Below are 15,667 nucleotides of genomic sequence, written 5' to 3'. Positions count from 1 at the left end.
CGTCCTTATCAAGGATCGTCAGAGGCCCATGTCCTTGGCGATGATCGACTTCATGATCTCGCTGGTGCCGCCGTAGATCCTGTTCACGCGGTTGTCCGCGTACAGGCGGGCGATCGGGTACTCGTTCATGAAGCCGTAGCCGCCGTGCAGCTGGAGGCAGCGGTCGATGACGCGGTGCGCGACCTCGGTGCAGAACAGCTTGGCGCTCGCGGCCTCGGCCGGCGACAGCTCGCCCGCGTCGAGGGCCTCAAGGGCGCGGTCGGCGACGGCTTGCGCCGCGTCCACCTCGGCCTGGCAGGCGGCCAGCTCGAACTTGGTGTTCTGGAAGTGGGCGACCGTCTTGCCGAAGACGACGCGCTCCTGGACGTACTGCTTGGCGAACCGGACGGCCGCCGCGGCCTGCGCGTACGCGCCGAACGCGATGCCCCAGCGCTCGGAGGGCAGGTTGCCGCCGAGGTAGTAGAAGCCCTTGTTCTCCTCGCCGAGCAGGTCCTCGACCGGCACCTTCACGTCGACGAACGCCAGCTCGGCGGTGTCGGAGGTCTTCAGGCCGAGCTTGTCCAGCTTGCGGCCGACCGAGTAGCCCTCGGACTTGGTGTCCACGGCGAAGAGCGAGATGCCGAAGCGGCGGTCCTCGGCCGTGGGCGCGGAGGTGCGGGCGCAGACGATGACCTTGTCGGCGTGCACACCACCGGTGATGAAGGTCTTGGCGCCGTTCAGGACGTAGTGCGTGCCGTCCTCTGCGAGCTTCGCGGTGGTCTTCATACCCGCGAGGTCGGAGCCGGTACCCGGCTCGGTCATCGCCAGGGCCCACATCTCCTCGCCGGAGACGAACTTCGGCAGGAAGCGCTTCTTCTGCTCGTCGGTGGCGAGCGCCTTGATGTACGGCAGGCCGAGCAGCACGTGCACACCGGAGCCGCCGAAGGAGACACCCGCGCGCGCGGTCTCCTCGGACATCACGGCCTCGAACTTGTACGAGTCGATGCCCGCGCCGCCGTACTCCTCATCGACGCGGATACCGAAGACGCCGAGCTCGGCGAGCTTGTAGTAGAAGTCGCGCGGCGCCTGGCCCGCGGCGAACCACTCGTCGTAGACGGGGACGACCTCGGCCTCGATGAAGGCCCGAAGGGTCTCCCGGAACGCCTCGTGGTCCTCGTTGAACACAGTACGGCGCACCTGCCGACACCCCTTCTTTGCGGCTGAACCGACGCCGCTCTCGCGTATGTGGTTGCTCGCCATAGGGGTTGCTCAATTGATGGTTGCGGTTCCTATGGCTAAGCGCTTGCTCAGCCTTAGGTTACCGGGCAGTCGCGACCGGCGTCCAGAGCAACCGTCCCGAGACGCTCGTCACGCCCCCGCCGCCTCGAAGGCCCCCCGTGCCATCCGGTGCAGGAGGGCGGCAGTGGTGGCGCGGCCCGGCAGTGAGCCCGGGCGGCCCAGGTGCGGTGTGGAGTTGAGCAGGCCGAAGACCGAGTGCACGGCCGAGCGCGCGGCGGGCTCCGACAGGGACGGATACACCGCCCGTACGACCTCCACCCACAGCTCGACGTACTGCCGCTGGAGCTGTCGTACGAGCTTGCGGTCGCTGTCGCGGAGGCGGTCCAGCTCGCGGTCGTGCAGGGTGATCAGGGGGCGGTCGTCGAGCGCGAAGTCGATGTGCCCCTCGATGAGCGAGTCGAGGACCCGCTCCGAAGGGTTCCCGTCGGCGTCCGCGACCCGCCGCTTGGCGCCGGTCAGCAGCTGCCCGCTGATCCCCACCAGCAGCTCGGCGAGCATCGCGTCCTTGCCGGGGAAGTGCCGGTACAGACCGGGGCCGCTGATGCCGACCGCCGCCCCTATCTCATCCACTCCCACGCCATGGAAGCCGCGCTCGGCGAACAGCCGGGCGGCCTCCTTGAGGATCTGCTCGCGACGGGTGGGGGCGTCGGTTCTCATGGCCATGAAAGTAATTCTAGACAGAGAGGTTAGCGGTCGTTAACCTGGAGGAAACGCGTTAACGCTCATTAACAAGGTGAGGGGTCCGCGCAATGCACCACGAGGCACCGGAGCTGACGAGCGCGGGCGACCCCGCGTCGGAGGCCTGGCGCGCCAATGAGGCGGCCCATCGCGCGCTGGGCGAGGAGCTGCGGCGGAAGCTGGCCGCGGCCCGGCTGGGTGGCGGCCAACGGGCCCGCGACCGGCACACCGCGCGCGGGAAGCTGCTGCCGCGCGACCGCGTGGACGCTCTCCTCGACCCGGGCTCGCCCTTCCTGGAGCTGGCCCCGCTCGCCGCGGACGGGCTGTACGACGGACAGGCCCCGGCCGCCGGAGTGATCGCCGGTATCGGCCGGGTGAGCGGCCGCGAGTGCGTGATCGTCGCCAATGACGCGACCGTCAAGGGCGGCACGTACTACCCGATGACGGTGAAGAAACACCTGCGCGCCCAGGAGGTGGCGCTCGAGAACCGCCTCCCCTGTCTGTACCTGGTGGACTCCGGGGGCGCCTTCCTCCCCATGCAGGACGAGGTCTTCCCCGACCGCGAGCACTTCGGCCGGATCTTCTACAACCAGGCCCGGATGTCCGGCGCCGGCATCCCGCAGATCGCGGCCGTCCTCGGCTCCTGCACGGCGGGCGGCGCGTATGTGCCCGCGATGAGCGACGAGGCCGTGATCGTGCGCGATCAGGGCACGATCTTCCTCGGCGGCCCTCCCCTGGTGAAGGCCGCCACCGGCGAGGTCGTCACCGCCGAGGAGCTGGGCGGCGGCGAGGTCCACGCGCGCGTGTCGGGTGTCACCGACCACCTCGCGGAGGACGACGCACACGCGCTGCGGATCGTCCGGAACATCGCCGCCACCCTCCCCGCGCGCGGCCCCCTGCCCTGGGCGGTCGCGACGTCGGTCGAGCCGAAGGTGGACCCGTACGGGCTGTACGGCGCGGTGCCGGTCGACTCCCGCACCCCCTATGACGTACGCGAGGTCATCGCGCGCGTGGTCGACGGTTCGCGTTTCGCCGAGTTCAAGGCGGAGTTCGGGCAGACCCTGGTCACCGGTTTCGCGCACATCCACGGCCACCCGGTCGGGATCGTCGCCAACAACGGCATCCTGTTCTCCGAATCCGCCCAGAAGGGCGCCCACTTCATCGAGCTGTGCGACCAGCGGGGCATCCCCCTGGTCTTCCTGCAGAACATCTCGGGGTTCATGGTGGGGCGGCAGTACGAGGCCGGTGGCATCGCCAAGCACGGCGCGAAGATGGTCACGGCCGTCGCCTGCACCCGCGTGCCCAAGCTGACCGTGGTGGTGGGCGGGTCGTACGGCGCGGGGAACTACTCGATGTGCGGCCGGGCGTACTCACCGCGCTTCCTGTGGATGTGGCCGAACGCCAAGATCTCCGTGATGGGCGGCGAGCAGGCCGCCTCCGTCCTCGCGACCGTCAAGCGCGACCAGTTGGAGGGGCGCGGGGAGTCCTGGCCCGCCGAGGACGAAGAGGCCTTCAAGGACCCGATCCGCGAGCAGTACGAGCGCCAGGGCAGCGCCTACTACGCGACGGCCCGCCTCTGGGACGACGGCGTGATCGACCCGATGGAGACCCGGCAGGTGCTGGGGCTTGCCTTGACCGCGTGCGCCAATGCGCCCCTGGGCCAAAAAGATCAGACGCAGACCCAGTTCGGCGTTTTCCGGATGTGAGGGACCTGATGTTCGACACGGTACTTGTGGCCAACCGGGGAGAGATCGCCGTCCGGGTCATCCGTACGCTGCGCTCACTCGGCGTGCGCTCAGTGGCCGTCTTCAGCGACGCCGACGCCGACGCCCGGCATGTGCGCGAGGCGGACACGGCGGTACGGATCGGTCCGGCGCCGGCCGCCGAGAGCTATCTGTCCGCCGAGCGACTCCTCGAAGCCGCCGCACGGACGGGAGCGCAGGCGGTGCACCCCGGGTACGGCTTCCTCGCGGAGAACGCCTCCTTCGCGCGGGCCTGCGCCGACGCCGGGCTGGTCTTCATCGGGCCGCCCGCGGACGCGATCGCGCTGATGGGCGACAAGATCCGCGCCAAGGAGACCGTGCAGGCGGCCGGCGTCCCGGTGGTCCCGGGCTCCTCCGGCAGCGGGCTCGCGGACTCGGAACTGGCCGACGCCGCCCGGGAGATCGGTATGCCGGTACTGCTGAAGCCCAGCGCGGGCGGGGGCGGCAAGGGCATGCGGCTGGTGCGCGACTCCTCGACACTGGCCGACGAGATCGCGGCCGCCCGGCGCGAGGCCCGCGCCTCCTTCGGCGACGACACCCTCCTCGTCGAGCGGTGGATCGACCGCCCCCGGCACATCGAGATCCAGGTCCTGGCGGACGCCCACGGGCGCGTGGTCCACCTCGGCGAGCGCGAGTGCTCCCTCCAGCGCCGCCACCAGAAGATCATCGAAGAGGCGCCGAGCGTGTTCCTCGACGCCGCCACCCGCGCCGCGATGGGCGAGGCGGCGGTCCAGGCGGCCCGGTCCTGCGGCTACGAGGGCGCGGGCACGGTGGAGTTCATCGTGCCGGGCAGCGACCCGTCCTCGTACTTCTTCATGGAGATGAACACCCGCCTCCAGGTGGAACACCCGGTCACCGAGCTGGTCACGGGCCTGGACCTGGTGGAGTGGCAGCTCCGGGTGGCGGCGGGCGAGCAACTGCCGTACGGGCAGGCGGACATCACGCTCACCGGGCATGCGGTCGAGGCACGGGTGTGCGCCGAGGACCCCGCGCGCGGATTCCTCCCCTCCGGCGGCACGGTGCTCGCGCTGCACGAACCCCAGGGCGACGGCGTACGCACCGACTCCGGGCTGAGCGAGGGCAGCGAGGTCGGTTCGCTCTACGACCCGATGCTGTCCAAGGTCATCGCGTACGGTCCGGACCGCGCGACCGCGCTCCGCAAACTCCGGGCGGCGCTTGCGGAGACGGTGACGCTGGGGGTGCAGACGAACGCCGGGTTCCTGCGGCGGCTGCTCGCCCACCCGGCCGTGGTGGCGGGGGAGTTGGACACGGGGCTGGTGGAGCGGGAGGCGGATTCGCTGGTCCCGGCGGAGGTGCCGGAGGAGGTGTACGCGGCGGCGGCCGCCGTACGCCTCGACGCCCTCACCCCCCGCACGAGCGGCTGGACCGACCCCTTCTCGGTGCCGAACGGCTGGCGGCTGGGCGGCGAACCCAAGCCGGTGGGATTCCATCTGCGCGTGCTCGACCCCGTGGAGTACGTTCCGCGCGGCACCCACACCGTCACCGCCGGCCAGGTGTCGGTGGTCCTGGACGGCGTACGCCACACCTTCCACCGCGCCGGCGACTGGCTGGGCCGCGACGGCGACGCCTGGCACGTCCGCGACCACGACCCCGTGGCCGCGTCCCTCACCGGCGCCGTGCACGCCGGTGCCGAGTCGCTCACCGCTCCCATGCCCGGCACGGTGACCGTGGTAAAGGTCGCCGTCGGCGACGAAGTGGCCGCCGGGCAGAGCCTGTTGGTCGTCGAGGCGATGAAGATGGAACACGTCATCTCCGCCCCGCACGCCGGAACCGTGAGCGAGCTGGACGTCACGCCGGGCACAACGGTCGCCATGGACCAGGTCCTGGCGGTCATCACACCGGCAGAAGCTGTGCGTGGGGAGGCGACGGCGTGAGCACCCCCGAACTCGGCCTCCCCATGGTCGTACCGGCCCAGGACCTTCCCGCCCGGGTGCGGATCCACGAGGTCGGCGCGCGCGACGGCCTGCAGAACGAGAACGCCACGGTCCCGACCGAGGTCAAGGCGGAGTTCATCCGCCGCCTGGCCGACGCGGGCCTCACCACCATCGAGGCCACCAGCTTCGTCCACCCGAAGTGGGTGCCCCAACTCGCTGACGCGGAGCAGCTGTTCCCCCTCGTACGGGATCTGCCGGGCGTCCACCTCCCCGTCCTCGTACCGAACGCACGCGGTCTCGACCGGGCTCTCGCCCTGGGCGCCACCCGCGTGGCCGTCTTCGCCAGCGCCACGGAGTCCTTCGCGAAGGCCAACCTGAACAGGACGGTCGACGAGGCACTGGCCATGTTCGAGCCGGTGGTGACCCACGCGCGGCAGGAGAGGCTGCATGTCCGCGGCTACCTGTCCATGTGCTTCGGCGACCCCTGGGAGGGCGCCGTCCCCATCCACCAGGTGGTCCGCGTCAGCAAGGCGCTGCTCGACATGGGCTGCGACGAACTGAGCCTCGGCGACACCATCGGCGTGGCGACGCCCGGCCATGTGCAGAGCCTGCTCGCCGAGCTCAACGAAGAGGGCGTGCCGACCAGTTCGATCGGCGTGCACTTCCACGACACGTACGGCCAGGCGCTCGCCAACACCCTGGCCGCGCTGCAGCACGGCGTCACGACCGTCGACGCCTCGGCGGGCGGCCTCGGCGGCTGCCCGTTCGCCAAGTCCGCCACCGGGAACCTCGCCACCGAGGACCTCGTGTGGATGCTCCAGGGCCTCGGTATCGACACCGGGGTGGACCTCGGCCGTCTCACCGCCACCAGCGTGTGGATGGCCGGCCGATTGGGCCGACCCAGCCCGTCCCGCACTGTCCGTGCCCTCTCCCACCAGGAGTGATCCCCATGTCCCTGGACCACCGCCTCTCCCCCGAACTCGACGAACTCCGCCGTACGGTCGAGGAGTTCGCCCACGATGTCGTCGCGCCGAAGATCGGTGACTTCTACGAGCGGCACGAGTTCCCGTACGAGATCGTGCGCGAGATGGGCCGCATGGGCCTGTTCGGGCTGCCGTTCCCCGAGGAGTACGGCGGCATGGGCGGCGACTATCTGGCCCTCGGCGTCGCGCTGGAGGAGCTCGCCCGCGTCGACTCGTCGGTCGCCATCACCCTGGAGGCGGGCGTCTCACTCGGCGCCATGCCGATCCACCTCTTCGGCACCGAGGCCCAGAAGGCGCAGTGGCTCCCCCGCCTCTGCTCGGGCGAGATCCTCGGCGCCTTCGGCCTGACCGAGCCGGACGGCGGCTCGGACGCGGGCGCGACGCGTACGACGGCCCGGCTCGACCCGGACACGGACGAGTGGGTGATCAACGGCACCAAGTGCTTCATCACCAACTCGGGCACGGACATCACGGGCCTGGTGACCGTCACCGCGGTCACGGGCCGCAAGCCCGACGGCAAGCCGCGCATCTCCGCGATCATCGTGCCGTCCGGCACTCCCGGCTTCACCGTCGCGGCCCCGTACTCGAAGGTCGGCTGGAACGCCTCGGACACCCGTGAGTTGTCCTTCGCCGACGTACGCGTACCCGCCGCAAACCTTCTCGGCGAGGAGGGCCGCGGCTACGCCCAGTTCCTCCGCATCCTGGACGAGGGCCGCATCGCGATCGCGGCCCTGGCCACCGGACTTGCGCAGGGCTGCGTGGACGAGTCGGTGAAGTACGCGAAGGAGCGCCACGCCTTCGGCCGGAACATCGGCTCCTATCAGGCCATCCAGTTCAAGATCGCCGACATGGAGATGAAGGCGCACATGGCCCGCGTCGGATGGCGTGACGCCGCCTCCCGGCTGATCGCCGGAGAGCCCTTCAAGAAGGAGGCGGCCATCGCCAAGCTCTACTCCTCCACCGTCGCCGTCGACAACGCCCGCGACGCCACCCAGGTCCACGGCGGCTACGGCTTCATGAACGAGTACCCGGTGGCCCGTATGTGGCGCGACTCCAAGATCCTGGAGATCGGGGAGGGGACGAGTGAGGTGCAGCGGATGCTGATCGCGCGGGAGTTGGGGTTGGTGGGCTGACTCGTTTCAGGTCTTCGTGCGAGGCGGCTCATCGTCGCTGTGGTTCACGTGCCCGGCGTGAGTCCTGCCGACAGGGCCTGTGAGATCACGGCGATGTGATGGTAGGCCCGCTGGGCGGCGGCGATGACGCGTTCCTGGTCCTCCGGCCGGGAGTGGGCCTCGTTCATGCGCGCGGTGAAGCACGCCCAACGGTCGCGGTCGCCGCTGCTGTAGTAGGCGACGCCCTCCGTGGTGTGCAACCGGTAGGCCGCGGTGACGAACTGGCGCAACATGAGGGCGCCGAGGGTGGAGCCTTCCATGACGTAGAGGAAGCCGAGCAGTTCCCGGGGGTCCGATGCCGCGGTCAGGCGGACGTCCTTCGTGAAGAGCTGCGCCTCCGCGGCTGCCAGGGCCTCGGGACGGTACCGGAGTCGGCGAAGTACCTCAGGTCCCGCTCGACGAGTGCGAGCTTGGCCAGGTCCGCCGACCACACCGAGCGGACGAACGGGTCGGTCGCGCGGGACAGTTCGTCCTCCAGCGCTCCCAGGACCGCGCGGTACACGTCGAGTTGCCCGACGTAGCGGTCAAGTGGCAGTGTCCCGGCGGACATCGAGGTCGAAAAGGCGGTGGCCTCCAACGCTTCGTGCGATGCACGCGTGCCCGCCCGCAGGCGCTCGACCACTGTGGTCCTCACGCGCCACTCCGCTGCCGGACCGTCTGATGGAGACGGTCGATGAGGTGCCCCTTGCGTTCGATCGTCACGTCGAAGTACGCCGCGCTGCGGTCCGAGCGGCACACGCCGTGCACGGCTTCCTTTGCCGCGCGCTTCAGTTCGACCGCTTCCGCCGCGAGGACGAGGAGCGTCTCCTCCAGCTGGGGATGGCCGAGAACGTACGACTTCAGCCGCTCGCCGACCAGTTCGTCCGCGGTGCTCTCAACGGGCGGCGCGGATTTGAGCAGTTCGAGGAAGACCCGGTTGCTCAGTCCGCCGAAGTCCTCGTGGGTGTTGGCCCCGCCGAGTTCGGGCACGAAGTCGGTCAGGTCGTTGAACAGCTGGCTCGCCAGCCCGAGCTTGCGCATGGCGTCATCCAGTGTGCGCCGCTCAGCCTCCACGACGCGCAGGCCTGCCACCGCCGCGTCGAGTGGCATACGGAACAGCGTGCCGGTCTTGAGGGCGGACATCGACTCCCAGAACTCGACGCGTGCGTCGTGGGGCTCGGCCAACAGTTCGGCGCGGGTGTGCGCCGAACGCGTGGACATGTCGACGGCCTGACCGGTGAACCCCTTGCCGACGGCCCCCACCAGGCTCTCCACGACGGCCGGATCGGCCGCATACCGCAGCGCGGCGGTGATCAGCCAGGACCCGGTGTTGAGGGCGAGCGGTGTGCCATGGGCGACGTGGAGTGCGGCCTCGCCATAGCGGACGTCGCTGCCGTCCTGGATGTCGTCGAGCGCGACCGCGGCCTTCAGCAGGATCCGTACCGCCACTGCCGCACGACGGACCACCGCCAGATCCGCCGACGCAGCCTCGTCCCCGAACTCGTCAGGGAAGCCTCGTAGTTGCGGTAGGCCCAGTACACCATCGAAGGGCGCAGCGGAGCTCCACCGCCGGTGGACGGCAGCGCCTGCTGCCCCACCTTGGATCCGACGGCATCGGCGACCGGCCCGTACAGGGACCGCCGCAGCGCCGCGTCACCCCGAACCACCGCCTCCACACCCGTCGCATCCACCGTGGCTGCCACCACACCCCCGAACATCACCGATCACCGACACACAAGGCCGAACACGTAAGGACATGATCGCAACCAGCGAGCGCCGCAAGGAAGCTGAAAACAAGACGGCGACGTTCGGACAGCAGCGGACGCCAAAGGCGGGTTCGCAGGGGTTGGCCAGGGCGTCATCCGAGTCCGCCCATCCCTGGCTTCGTTCGGCCGGAACATCGGCTCCTATCAGGCCATCCAGTTCAGGATCGCCGACATGGAGATGCAGGCCCGCACAGGCCGCCCGGCATGGCGAGACGCCGCCTCCCGCCTGGTCATCGGCGACCCCTTCGAGGACGCACAGGCCCAGTTGGCGAAGGACCGAACCATCTCGACCGCTGGAAGCCCTCGCTCTCAAGCCCGCACCCTCACGCGACGGGACAACCCTTCACACAGGCGAGGATTCAACGAGGCCACGGATGAAGCCCCGGGGGCGAATACAGACACACCAAGGGCCGGTCTGCACAGACCGCCAACTCCAAAGCGTCTTCGAAGGTGGAGCCCATTCCCCATATCCATCCGAGGCCGGCAGCGACCACTTCCCCACCAGTCCCCATAAAAACGCTCGACCAGCTGAGCCATTCGCCGATCGGAAAGTATTTTCCACCCAAGGCGCCTTCAATCTCCAAAGCCAGACTTCGCTGACCCGATCCTGCCGAAATAGGATCACAGGTGAAGGGTTCGTCATTACTGAAGTTTGGGCCAGACCGATTTATCGGCTGAATGACCAGTCCTCCCAGTGCGGCCAGGATTTCTTGAGCCTGCAGATTGGGGAAATAGCCTTCCCGGTGCAAGGAGTCGAGCCACGTGCCGACACTCACCCTCCTCTTGGAGTGCCAGCCCGCGTCACCAAGAGCCCGCAGCAAAGCTGGGCACATCGAGTCGAACCTGATCATCGCACTGTGTATCCCTGCTCGTCAGTATGCCTGTCGCCCCTCGGTGAACTCGTGAACCAGCTGGATCTCACCGACGATATGGGCGTTGAACTCGTCGAGTTCCTCGGCCGGAACCCACAGTTCGAGGATCGTCCGTCCGCCGGCCTGCTGGATGGGATACCGGCCGAGGAAATCCGACTCGACTTCGAAGCGCGTGACGAAGCCGGCGCCGTCGTACTTCACGTTCCAGTCCCTCGCGATCTTGACCGCGTAGTCCTCGTTGAGAACCGGATAGAAGATCGGCTGCTCGGGGAGGCGGGGCGGCCAGGCGCGCCAGTTCAGTTCCCGGACCAGGTCCAGCTCCTTGGGGCCAGTTGGGCGCCAGAGGGTCGTCGTTGCTTGCCGGCTGGTCACGGGCATCGCTCTCTGCATGTCGAAAGCCGCCGAAACGGCTGATCAGGAGACCGGACGATACCGGCACGGCGAGCCCCACGGCCACATCGTTTCCGCACTCCAGCCGCCCTGCCCCTGGACCGCAGTCACCAGCTACGGGACAGCACTTGAACTCGGCCCAGGCTTCTCAGCCCAACTTCGCGTCCTGGGCTTGGACCAGAGTGCTCGGAACGTCGAAGTCGATGTCCGACACCCCAGCGTTGGGGTTCACGGTACTGAACTGGGCGATGGTGCTGCCATGGCGGAAGACCACGGCCCTCGTCGGGCCCAGGAGCCCCCCGTCGTCCTGACCGAGCGTCGCGGTGAAGGCGACAGTCTCGCCACCCACTTCGGGCGGGGTATCCGAACTCACCTTGCCGGTGTGGCCCGTACCGATGGCGCCGGACTGAAACCCTCCGTCGCATTCGGCGATCCCGCTGCTGAGGGACTTGAATGCCGTCCGCGCCTGCTCCGGACTGTCGTACGAAGCGAGGCTCACGGTGGTGCTGGTGACCGCCAACGCCGCATCCAACTCCTCCTCGGAGTCCGCAGCGTCGATCGCCGCGTTGTCGAGCTCGGACGTCACCCGCCGCAGTGCGGTGGCCGCCGGATCGCCCAAGGCCACACCCCACATGACCTGGCTGACCGCCGCACAGTCCGCCTCGCCCGTACGCACGTCCTCCTGCGTGAGCACCTCGGCCGCGCCGGGCTCCTTGACGAGGAAGCCCTTCAGGTCACTCGCGGCCAGAGACACCTTGTCCAACTGAGCGTCGGTGAGCGCCTCGGACACGCTCCGGGCAGTCGAAGGGGAGGCCGAGCCCTCACCGTCCTCACCACCGGAAGTGGTGGAGTCGCCGCAACCGGCAACCAGGGCAAGGGGAAGGAACACGGCCGCGAAGGCACCAGTACGGACAGTGCGGGCACCACAGCGGCGTATACCGGAACTGTTCATGAAGCGCTGCGTTCGCTTTCTCTGTTCGGGTCGCTGACCGCCAAGGTTATGAGATGCCTCAAGACCGGCGGGCCCCGGCGGAATGAATCCGCCGGGGCCCGCAGCCCAGGTTCCAACGACCGAAGCCGGTGACCGTTCCCCCTGACCGGCCCCCGGGTCTCAGTCCGTCCCCGCCTCCATGGCCGCCCGGTCCAGCAACCTCTCCTCATCAGGGGCCTCGCCGCGTGAGGCGATGGCCTCGGCGCCGCCCTCGTCCATGGCGCCGATCAGGCCGGTCGCGGCAGCCTGCGCGGCGCCGATCGGCGTGGGGTGAGCGGTGCCGACGAGGCCGAGGCTCACGTACTGTTCGAGCCGCGCGCGCGAGTCCGCGATGTCGAGGTTGCGCATGGTGAGCTGGCCGATGCGGTCGACCGGGCCGAACGCCGAGTCCTCGGTCCGCTCCATGGAGAGCTTGTCCGGGTGGTAGCTGAGGGCGGGGCCCCGGGTGTCGAGGACCGAGTAGTCCTCGCCGCGCCGCAGCCGCACGGTCACCTCGCCGGTGATCGCCGCGCCGACCCAGCGCTGCAGCGACTCACGCACCATCAGCGCCTGCGGGTCCAGCCAGCGGCCCTCGTAGAGCAGCCGACCGAGCTGGCGGCCCTGGTTGTGGTACGCGGCCACGGTGTCCTCGTTGTGGATCGCGTTGACCAGGCGCTCGTAGACGATGTGCAGCAGCGCCATGCCGGGCGCCTCGTAGATACCGCGGCTCTTGGCCTCGATGATCCGGTTCTCGATCTGGTCGGACATGCCCAGACCGTGCCGACCGCCGATCGCGTTGGCCTCCATGACGAGGTCGACCGGGGAGGCGAACTCCTTGCCGTTGATGGTGACCGGGCGGCCCTGGTCGAAGCCGATCGTCACGTCCTCCGTGGCGATCTCCACCGACGGGTCCCAGAACCGCACGCCCATGATCGGGTCGACCGTCTCGATGCCGGTGTCGAGGTGCTCCAGGGTCTTGGCCTCGTGCGTGGCGCCCCAGATGTTGGCGTCCGTGGAGTACGCCTTCTCCGTCGAGTCCCGGTACGGCAGCTCGTGCGCGAGCAGCCACTCCGACATCTCCTTGCGGCCGCCGAGCTCAGTGACGAAGTCCGCGTCCAGCCAGGGCTTGTAGATCCGCAGGTGCGGGTTGGCGAGCAGCCCGTACCGGTAGAACCGCTCGATGTCGTTGCCCTTGAACGTGGAGCCGTCGCCCCAGATCTGCACGCCGTCCTCGAGCATGGCCCGCACCAGCAGCGTGCCCGTCACCGCACGACCCAGCGGAGTGGTGTTGAAGTACGGGCGCCCGCCCGACCTGACATGGAAGGCGCCGCAGGCGAGCGCCGCAAGACCTTCCTCCACCAGCGCGGCACGGCAGTCGACGAGCCGGGCGATATCGGCGCCGTAGGCGAAGGCACGGTCGGGCACGGACGCGATGTCGGGCTCGTCGTACTGGCCGATGTCGGCGGTGTACGTGCACGGCACGGCGCCCTTGTCGCGCATCCAGGCGACGGCGACCGAGGTATCGAGCCCGCCGGAGAAGGCAATGCCGACGCGCTCGCCGGTGGGGAGGGAGGTGAGAACCTTGGACATGGCAAGATTATGCAATAGAACGCATGATCATGCAAGGCCGAGCTGCGGACACCGGACAGCGGACGGCAAGGAAAGGATGAACACCCAGGGGATGAAAGGGAGTTGAGGCGTCGCGCCCGCTCGGCTCCGTGGCGCACGGACGCGCACACACCCCCGTCGGCAACCCACAGACCAAAGGAGAAAAGCCCCACCCCCTGGACACCTTATGAGGTTAGGCTAACCTACCTTCGAACCTGTCAGGCGGGCGCTCCCGCCCCGTGTCGAAAGCAGCCATACATGTCCAACGCCCGCGCCACCCACCTCACCCGTCGCGGCATCCTCGCCGCCGGCGGCGCCCTCGGCCTCGGTGCCGTTCTCGCCGCCTGCGGAGACGACGACTCGACGAGCGGTGGCTCGGCGGACGAGACGAAGGCTGCGGCGGCCGGTCCCTGGACGTTCAAGGACGACCGTGGCACGACGGTGAAGCTGGACAGGATACCGGCGAACATCGTCGCGTTCATCGGCGTCGCCGCCGCGCTGTTCGACTACGGCATCGAGGTCGACGGCGTCTTCGGCCCGACCAAGACCGCGGACGGCAAGGCCGACGTGCAGGCCGGCGACATCGACATCAGCAAGGTGACGATCCTCGGCAACGAGTGGGGCCAGTTCAACATCGAGAAGTACGCCGCTCTCACCCCCGACGTCCTGATCTCCACCCTCTTCGACGACGCGGGCACCCTCTGGTATGTCCCCGAGGAGTCCAAGGACAAGATCCTCAAGCTCGCCCCGAGCGTCGGCATCTCCGTCTACGACCGCCAGCTGCCCGTGTCGCTGGGGCGCATGTACGCGCTCGCCGAGTCGCTCGGCGCCGATGTGAAGGCCGCGAAGGTCGTCGATGCGAAGAAGAAGTTCGAGACGGCCGCCGAGCGGCTGCGCGCCGCCGCCAAGGCGCACCCCGACATCAAGGTGCTCGCCGGTTCCGCCAGCCAGGACATCTTCTACGTCTCCGGCTCGAACCTCTCCATCGACCTGGAGTACTTCAAGGCGCTCGGCGTGAACATCGTCGAGCCGGACCCCAAGGTCCTGAAGGCAAGCGGCGGCTGGTACGAGAGCCTGAGCTGGGAGAACGTCGACAAGTACCCGGCGGACATCATCATGATGGACGACCGTTCCGCGACCATCCAGCCCGCCGACATCACCGAGGCGACCTGGAAGCAGCTGCCCGCCGTCAAGGCAGGCCAGGTCATCCCGCGCTCCCCCGAGCCGATCATCTCGTACGACAAGTGCACCCCGCTTCTCGACAGCCTCGCCGAGGCCATCGAGAACGCCAAGAAGGTCGCCTGACCCACCCCGGACAGCGACAGCGCACCCTGACCACACCTCAGGAGCACTCATGCCGACGACCGTAGCCGCCCCGTTCCGTTTCTTCTCTCTCCAGGTCCTGCGGACGAGACGGCTCGGCCCGTCGCTGGCCCGGGTGACCTTCGCGGGCCCTGACCTGCGCGCGTTCGCCTCCGGCGGCCAGGACCAGAGTCTTTCCCTCTTCCTGCCGCACCCGGGCCAGGCCGAGCCCCGCGTCCCGATCGAGCTGGGCGACGACTGGTGGCAGGGCTGGCGCGAACTCCCGGACGACGTACGGGCGGTGATGCGCTCGTACACGCTGCGGGCGCTGCGGCGCGACCCCGACGAGATCGACATCGACTTCGTGCTGCACGGCGTCGAACCGGGGGCGGCGACACCCGCGGGCCCCGCCTCCCGCTGGGCATACGAAGCGGCCCCCGGGGACCGTGTCCTGCTGCTCGGACCGGCGATCGAGGACAACAGAGCGATCCGCTTCCGGCCGCCCGGGGACACCGACCTGGTGGTCATCTGGGCCGACGAGACCGCCGTACCCGCCGCCTCCGCCATCCTCGAAGCACTCCCGGCCGACACCCGCGCCCGGGCCTGGCTGGAGGTCGAGCACACGGACGACGTCCAGGACCTGGCGATCGCGGCCGACGCGGACATCAGCTGGCTCGTACGGGACGACCGCTCCCCCATGGCCGTCGACGCCGTGCGAGCCGCCCAACTCCCGCCCGCCGAACGGCCGTACGTCTGGATCGCGGGCGAGTCCGGCCAGGTGAAGGAGTTGCGGCGCCATCTCGTGCGCGAGCGCGGGATCGACCGCAGGCACATCACCTTCGTCGGCTACTGGCGCCGCGGCTTGGCCGAGGAGCAACTGCGCGAGCAGGAGTGATCCGCGATTCCTGACCGGGAGCAACCGCGGCCCTCAGCCACTCCCGGCCCAGGACCAACCCGCGGCCCTCAGCCACTCCCGGCCCAGGACCAACCCGCGGCCCTCAGCCACTCCCG

The 15,667-nt window shown here is 69.2% G+C and carries 16 protein-coding genes and 1 pseudogene; 7 read left to right on the top strand and 10 right to left on the bottom strand.

The features are described from left to right. Positions 1-18 precede the first annotated feature (18 nt). Positions 19-1,176, bottom strand: a complete 1,158-nt coding sequence (locus tag ACFWP7_RS00160) for an acyl-CoA dehydrogenase family protein (protein WP_384373468.1) — start codon at positions 1,174-1,176, stop codon at positions 19-21. A 171-nt stretch (positions 1,177-1,347) separates the two neighbouring features. Continuing rightward, a complete protein-coding gene (locus tag ACFWP7_RS00155; RefSeq protein ID WP_384373466.1) occupies positions 1,348-1,941 on the bottom strand; it encodes a TetR/AcrR family transcriptional regulator in 594 nt (197 codons plus the stop codon). Positions 1,942-2,027: 86 nt separating this feature from the next. Between ACFWP7_RS00155 and ACFWP7_RS00150 the strand changes: the two genes are divergently transcribed. Genes ACFWP7_RS00150 through ACFWP7_RS00135 form a run of 4 tightly spaced genes read left to right on the top strand, consistent with a single transcriptional unit; the run spans position 2,028 to position 7,730 of the window. Next, a complete protein-coding gene (locus ACFWP7_RS00150; RefSeq protein WP_384373463.1) occupies positions 2,028-3,662 on the top strand; it encodes a carboxyl transferase domain-containing protein in 1,635 nt (544 codons plus the stop codon). Positions 3,663-3,670: 8 nt separating this feature from the next. Further along, entirely contained in the window at positions 3,671-5,614 is a 1,944-nt protein-coding gene (locus tag ACFWP7_RS00145; protein WP_384373460.1) for an acetyl/propionyl/methylcrotonyl-CoA carboxylase subunit alpha, read from the top strand. 23 nt (positions 5,615-5,637) lie between these two features. Further along, the gene (locus ACFWP7_RS00140; protein ID WP_384374088.1) at positions 5,638-6,558 is read left to right on the top strand and encodes a hydroxymethylglutaryl-CoA lyase; all 921 of its coding nucleotides are present in this window, start codon (positions 5,638-5,640) and stop codon (positions 6,556-6,558) included. Between the two features lie 11 nt (positions 6,559-6,569). Continuing rightward, entirely contained in the window at positions 6,570-7,730 is a 1,161-nt protein-coding gene (locus ACFWP7_RS00135; RefSeq protein ID WP_384374085.1) for an acyl-CoA dehydrogenase family protein, read from the top strand. A gap of 44 nt (positions 7,731-7,774) precedes the next feature. Here the strand turns inward: ACFWP7_RS00135 and ACFWP7_RS00130 are convergent, their stop codons facing one another. Genes ACFWP7_RS00130 through ACFWP7_RS00115 form a run of 4 tightly spaced genes read right to left on the bottom strand, consistent with a single transcriptional unit; the run spans position 7,775 to position 9,454 of the window. After that, positions 7,775-8,077 carry a biliverdin-producing heme oxygenase gene (locus ACFWP7_RS00130; RefSeq protein ID WP_384374082.1) on the bottom strand — a complete coding sequence of 101 codons (303 nt, stop codon included), beginning with the start codon at positions 8,075-8,077 and terminating at the stop codon, positions 7,775-7,777. Further along, entirely contained in the window at positions 8,074-8,403 is a 330-nt protein-coding gene (locus tag ACFWP7_RS00125; RefSeq protein WP_384373457.1) for a biliverdin-producing heme oxygenase, read from the bottom strand. The genes ACFWP7_RS00130 and ACFWP7_RS00125 overlap by 4 nt, the downstream gene beginning before the upstream one ends. Next, positions 8,400-9,197 (bottom strand): polyprenyl synthetase family protein, encoded by a 798-nt coding sequence (locus ACFWP7_RS00120; RefSeq protein ID WP_384373454.1) that lies wholly within the window; start codon positions 9,195-9,197, stop codon positions 8,400-8,402. Before ACFWP7_RS00120 ends, ACFWP7_RS00125 begins: the two co-directional genes overlap by 4 nt. Beyond that, on the bottom strand, positions 9,176-9,454 hold the full coding sequence (locus ACFWP7_RS00115; RefSeq protein ID WP_384373451.1) for a hypothetical protein: 279 nt from the start codon (positions 9,452-9,454) through the stop codon (positions 9,176-9,178). The genes ACFWP7_RS00120 and ACFWP7_RS00115 overlap by 22 nt, the downstream gene beginning before the upstream one ends. 154 nt (positions 9,455-9,608) lie before the next feature. On the opposite strand from ACFWP7_RS00115, the pseudogene ACFWP7_RS00110 reads away from it, so the two are divergent. After that, positions 9,609-9,779, top strand: a pseudogene (locus ACFWP7_RS00110) (acyl-CoA dehydrogenase family protein); the annotation flags it as partial. Positions 9,780-9,873: 94 nt separating this feature from the next. Here the strand turns inward: ACFWP7_RS00110 and ACFWP7_RS00105 are convergent. The 4 genes from ACFWP7_RS00105 to argG form a co-directional block, all read right to left on the bottom strand. Continuing rightward, on the bottom strand, positions 9,874-10,365 hold the full coding sequence (locus ACFWP7_RS00105) for an SUKH-3 domain-containing protein (RefSeq protein ID WP_384373448.1): 492 nt from the start codon (positions 10,363-10,365) through the stop codon (positions 9,874-9,876). A 21-nt stretch (positions 10,366-10,386) separates the two neighbouring features. Further along, the gene (locus tag ACFWP7_RS00100) at positions 10,387-10,764 is read right to left on the bottom strand and encodes a hypothetical protein (protein ID WP_384373445.1); all 378 of its coding nucleotides are present in this window, start codon (positions 10,762-10,764) and stop codon (positions 10,387-10,389) included. A gap of 160 nt (positions 10,765-10,924) precedes the next feature. Continuing rightward, a complete protein-coding gene (locus tag ACFWP7_RS00095) occupies positions 10,925-11,566 on the bottom strand; it encodes a hypothetical protein (protein ID WP_384373442.1) in 642 nt (213 codons plus the stop codon). Positions 11,567-11,887: 321 nt separating this feature from the next. Continuing rightward, the gene (gene argG, locus ACFWP7_RS00090) at positions 11,888-13,336 is read right to left on the bottom strand and encodes an argininosuccinate synthase (RefSeq protein ID WP_384373439.1); all 1,449 of its coding nucleotides are present in this window, start codon (positions 13,334-13,336) and stop codon (positions 11,888-11,890) included. Between the two features lie 276 nt (positions 13,337-13,612). Here argG and ACFWP7_RS00085 point away from each other — a divergent pair, with 276 nt between their 5' ends. Further along, positions 13,613-14,659: an ABC transporter substrate-binding protein gene (locus ACFWP7_RS00085; RefSeq protein ID WP_384373436.1), complete on the top strand. Its 1,047-nt coding sequence runs from the start codon at positions 13,613-13,615 to the stop codon at positions 14,657-14,659. A gap of 49 nt (positions 14,660-14,708) precedes the next feature. Next, entirely contained in the window at positions 14,709-15,551 is an 843-nt protein-coding gene (locus tag ACFWP7_RS00080; RefSeq protein WP_384373433.1) for a siderophore-interacting protein, read from the top strand. Positions 15,552-15,667: the final 116 nt, after the last annotated feature.

The sequence above is a fragment of the Streptomyces sp. NPDC058470 genome (assembly GCF_042721055.1).
Taxonomy (GTDB): Bacteria; Actinomycetota; Actinomycetes; order Streptomycetales; family Streptomycetaceae; genus Streptomyces.
Note: the sequence above shows the minus strand (reverse complement) of the source record. Positions and strands in the feature narration are given on the sequence as shown.

Bases quoted from the DNA above. Each gene is read 5' to 3' on its own strand.
- ACFWP7_RS00155 (WP_384373466.1), bottom strand. From the start codon at position 1,941: ATGGCCATGAGAACCGACGCCCCCACCCGTCGCGAGCAGATCCTCAAG.
- ACFWP7_RS00150 (WP_384373463.1), top strand. From the start codon at position 2,028: ATGCACCACGAGGCACCGGAGCTGACGAGCGCGGGCGACCCCGCGTCG.
- ACFWP7_RS00145 (WP_384373460.1), top strand. From the start codon at position 3,671: ATGTTCGACACGGTACTTGTGGCCAACCGGGGAGAGATCGCCGTCCGG.
- ACFWP7_RS00140 (WP_384374088.1), top strand. From the start codon at position 5,638: ATGGTCGTACCGGCCCAGGACCTTCCCGCCCGGGTGCGGATCCACGAG.
- ACFWP7_RS00105 (WP_384373448.1), bottom strand. From the start codon at position 10,365: ATGATCAGGTTCGACTCGATGTGCCCAGCTTTGCTGCGGGCTCTTGGT.
- ACFWP7_RS00100 (WP_384373445.1), bottom strand. From the start codon at position 10,764: ATGCCCGTGACCAGCCGGCAAGCAACGACGACCCTCTGGCGCCCAACT.
- argG (WP_384373439.1), bottom strand. From the start codon at position 13,336: ATGTCCAAGGTTCTCACCTCCCTCCCCACCGGCGAGCGCGTCGGCATT.
- ACFWP7_RS00085 (WP_384373436.1), top strand. From the start codon at position 13,613: ATGTCCAACGCCCGCGCCACCCACCTCACCCGTCGCGGCATCCTCGCC.
- ACFWP7_RS00080 (WP_384373433.1), top strand. From the start codon at position 14,709: ATGCCGACGACCGTAGCCGCCCCGTTCCGTTTCTTCTCTCTCCAGGTC.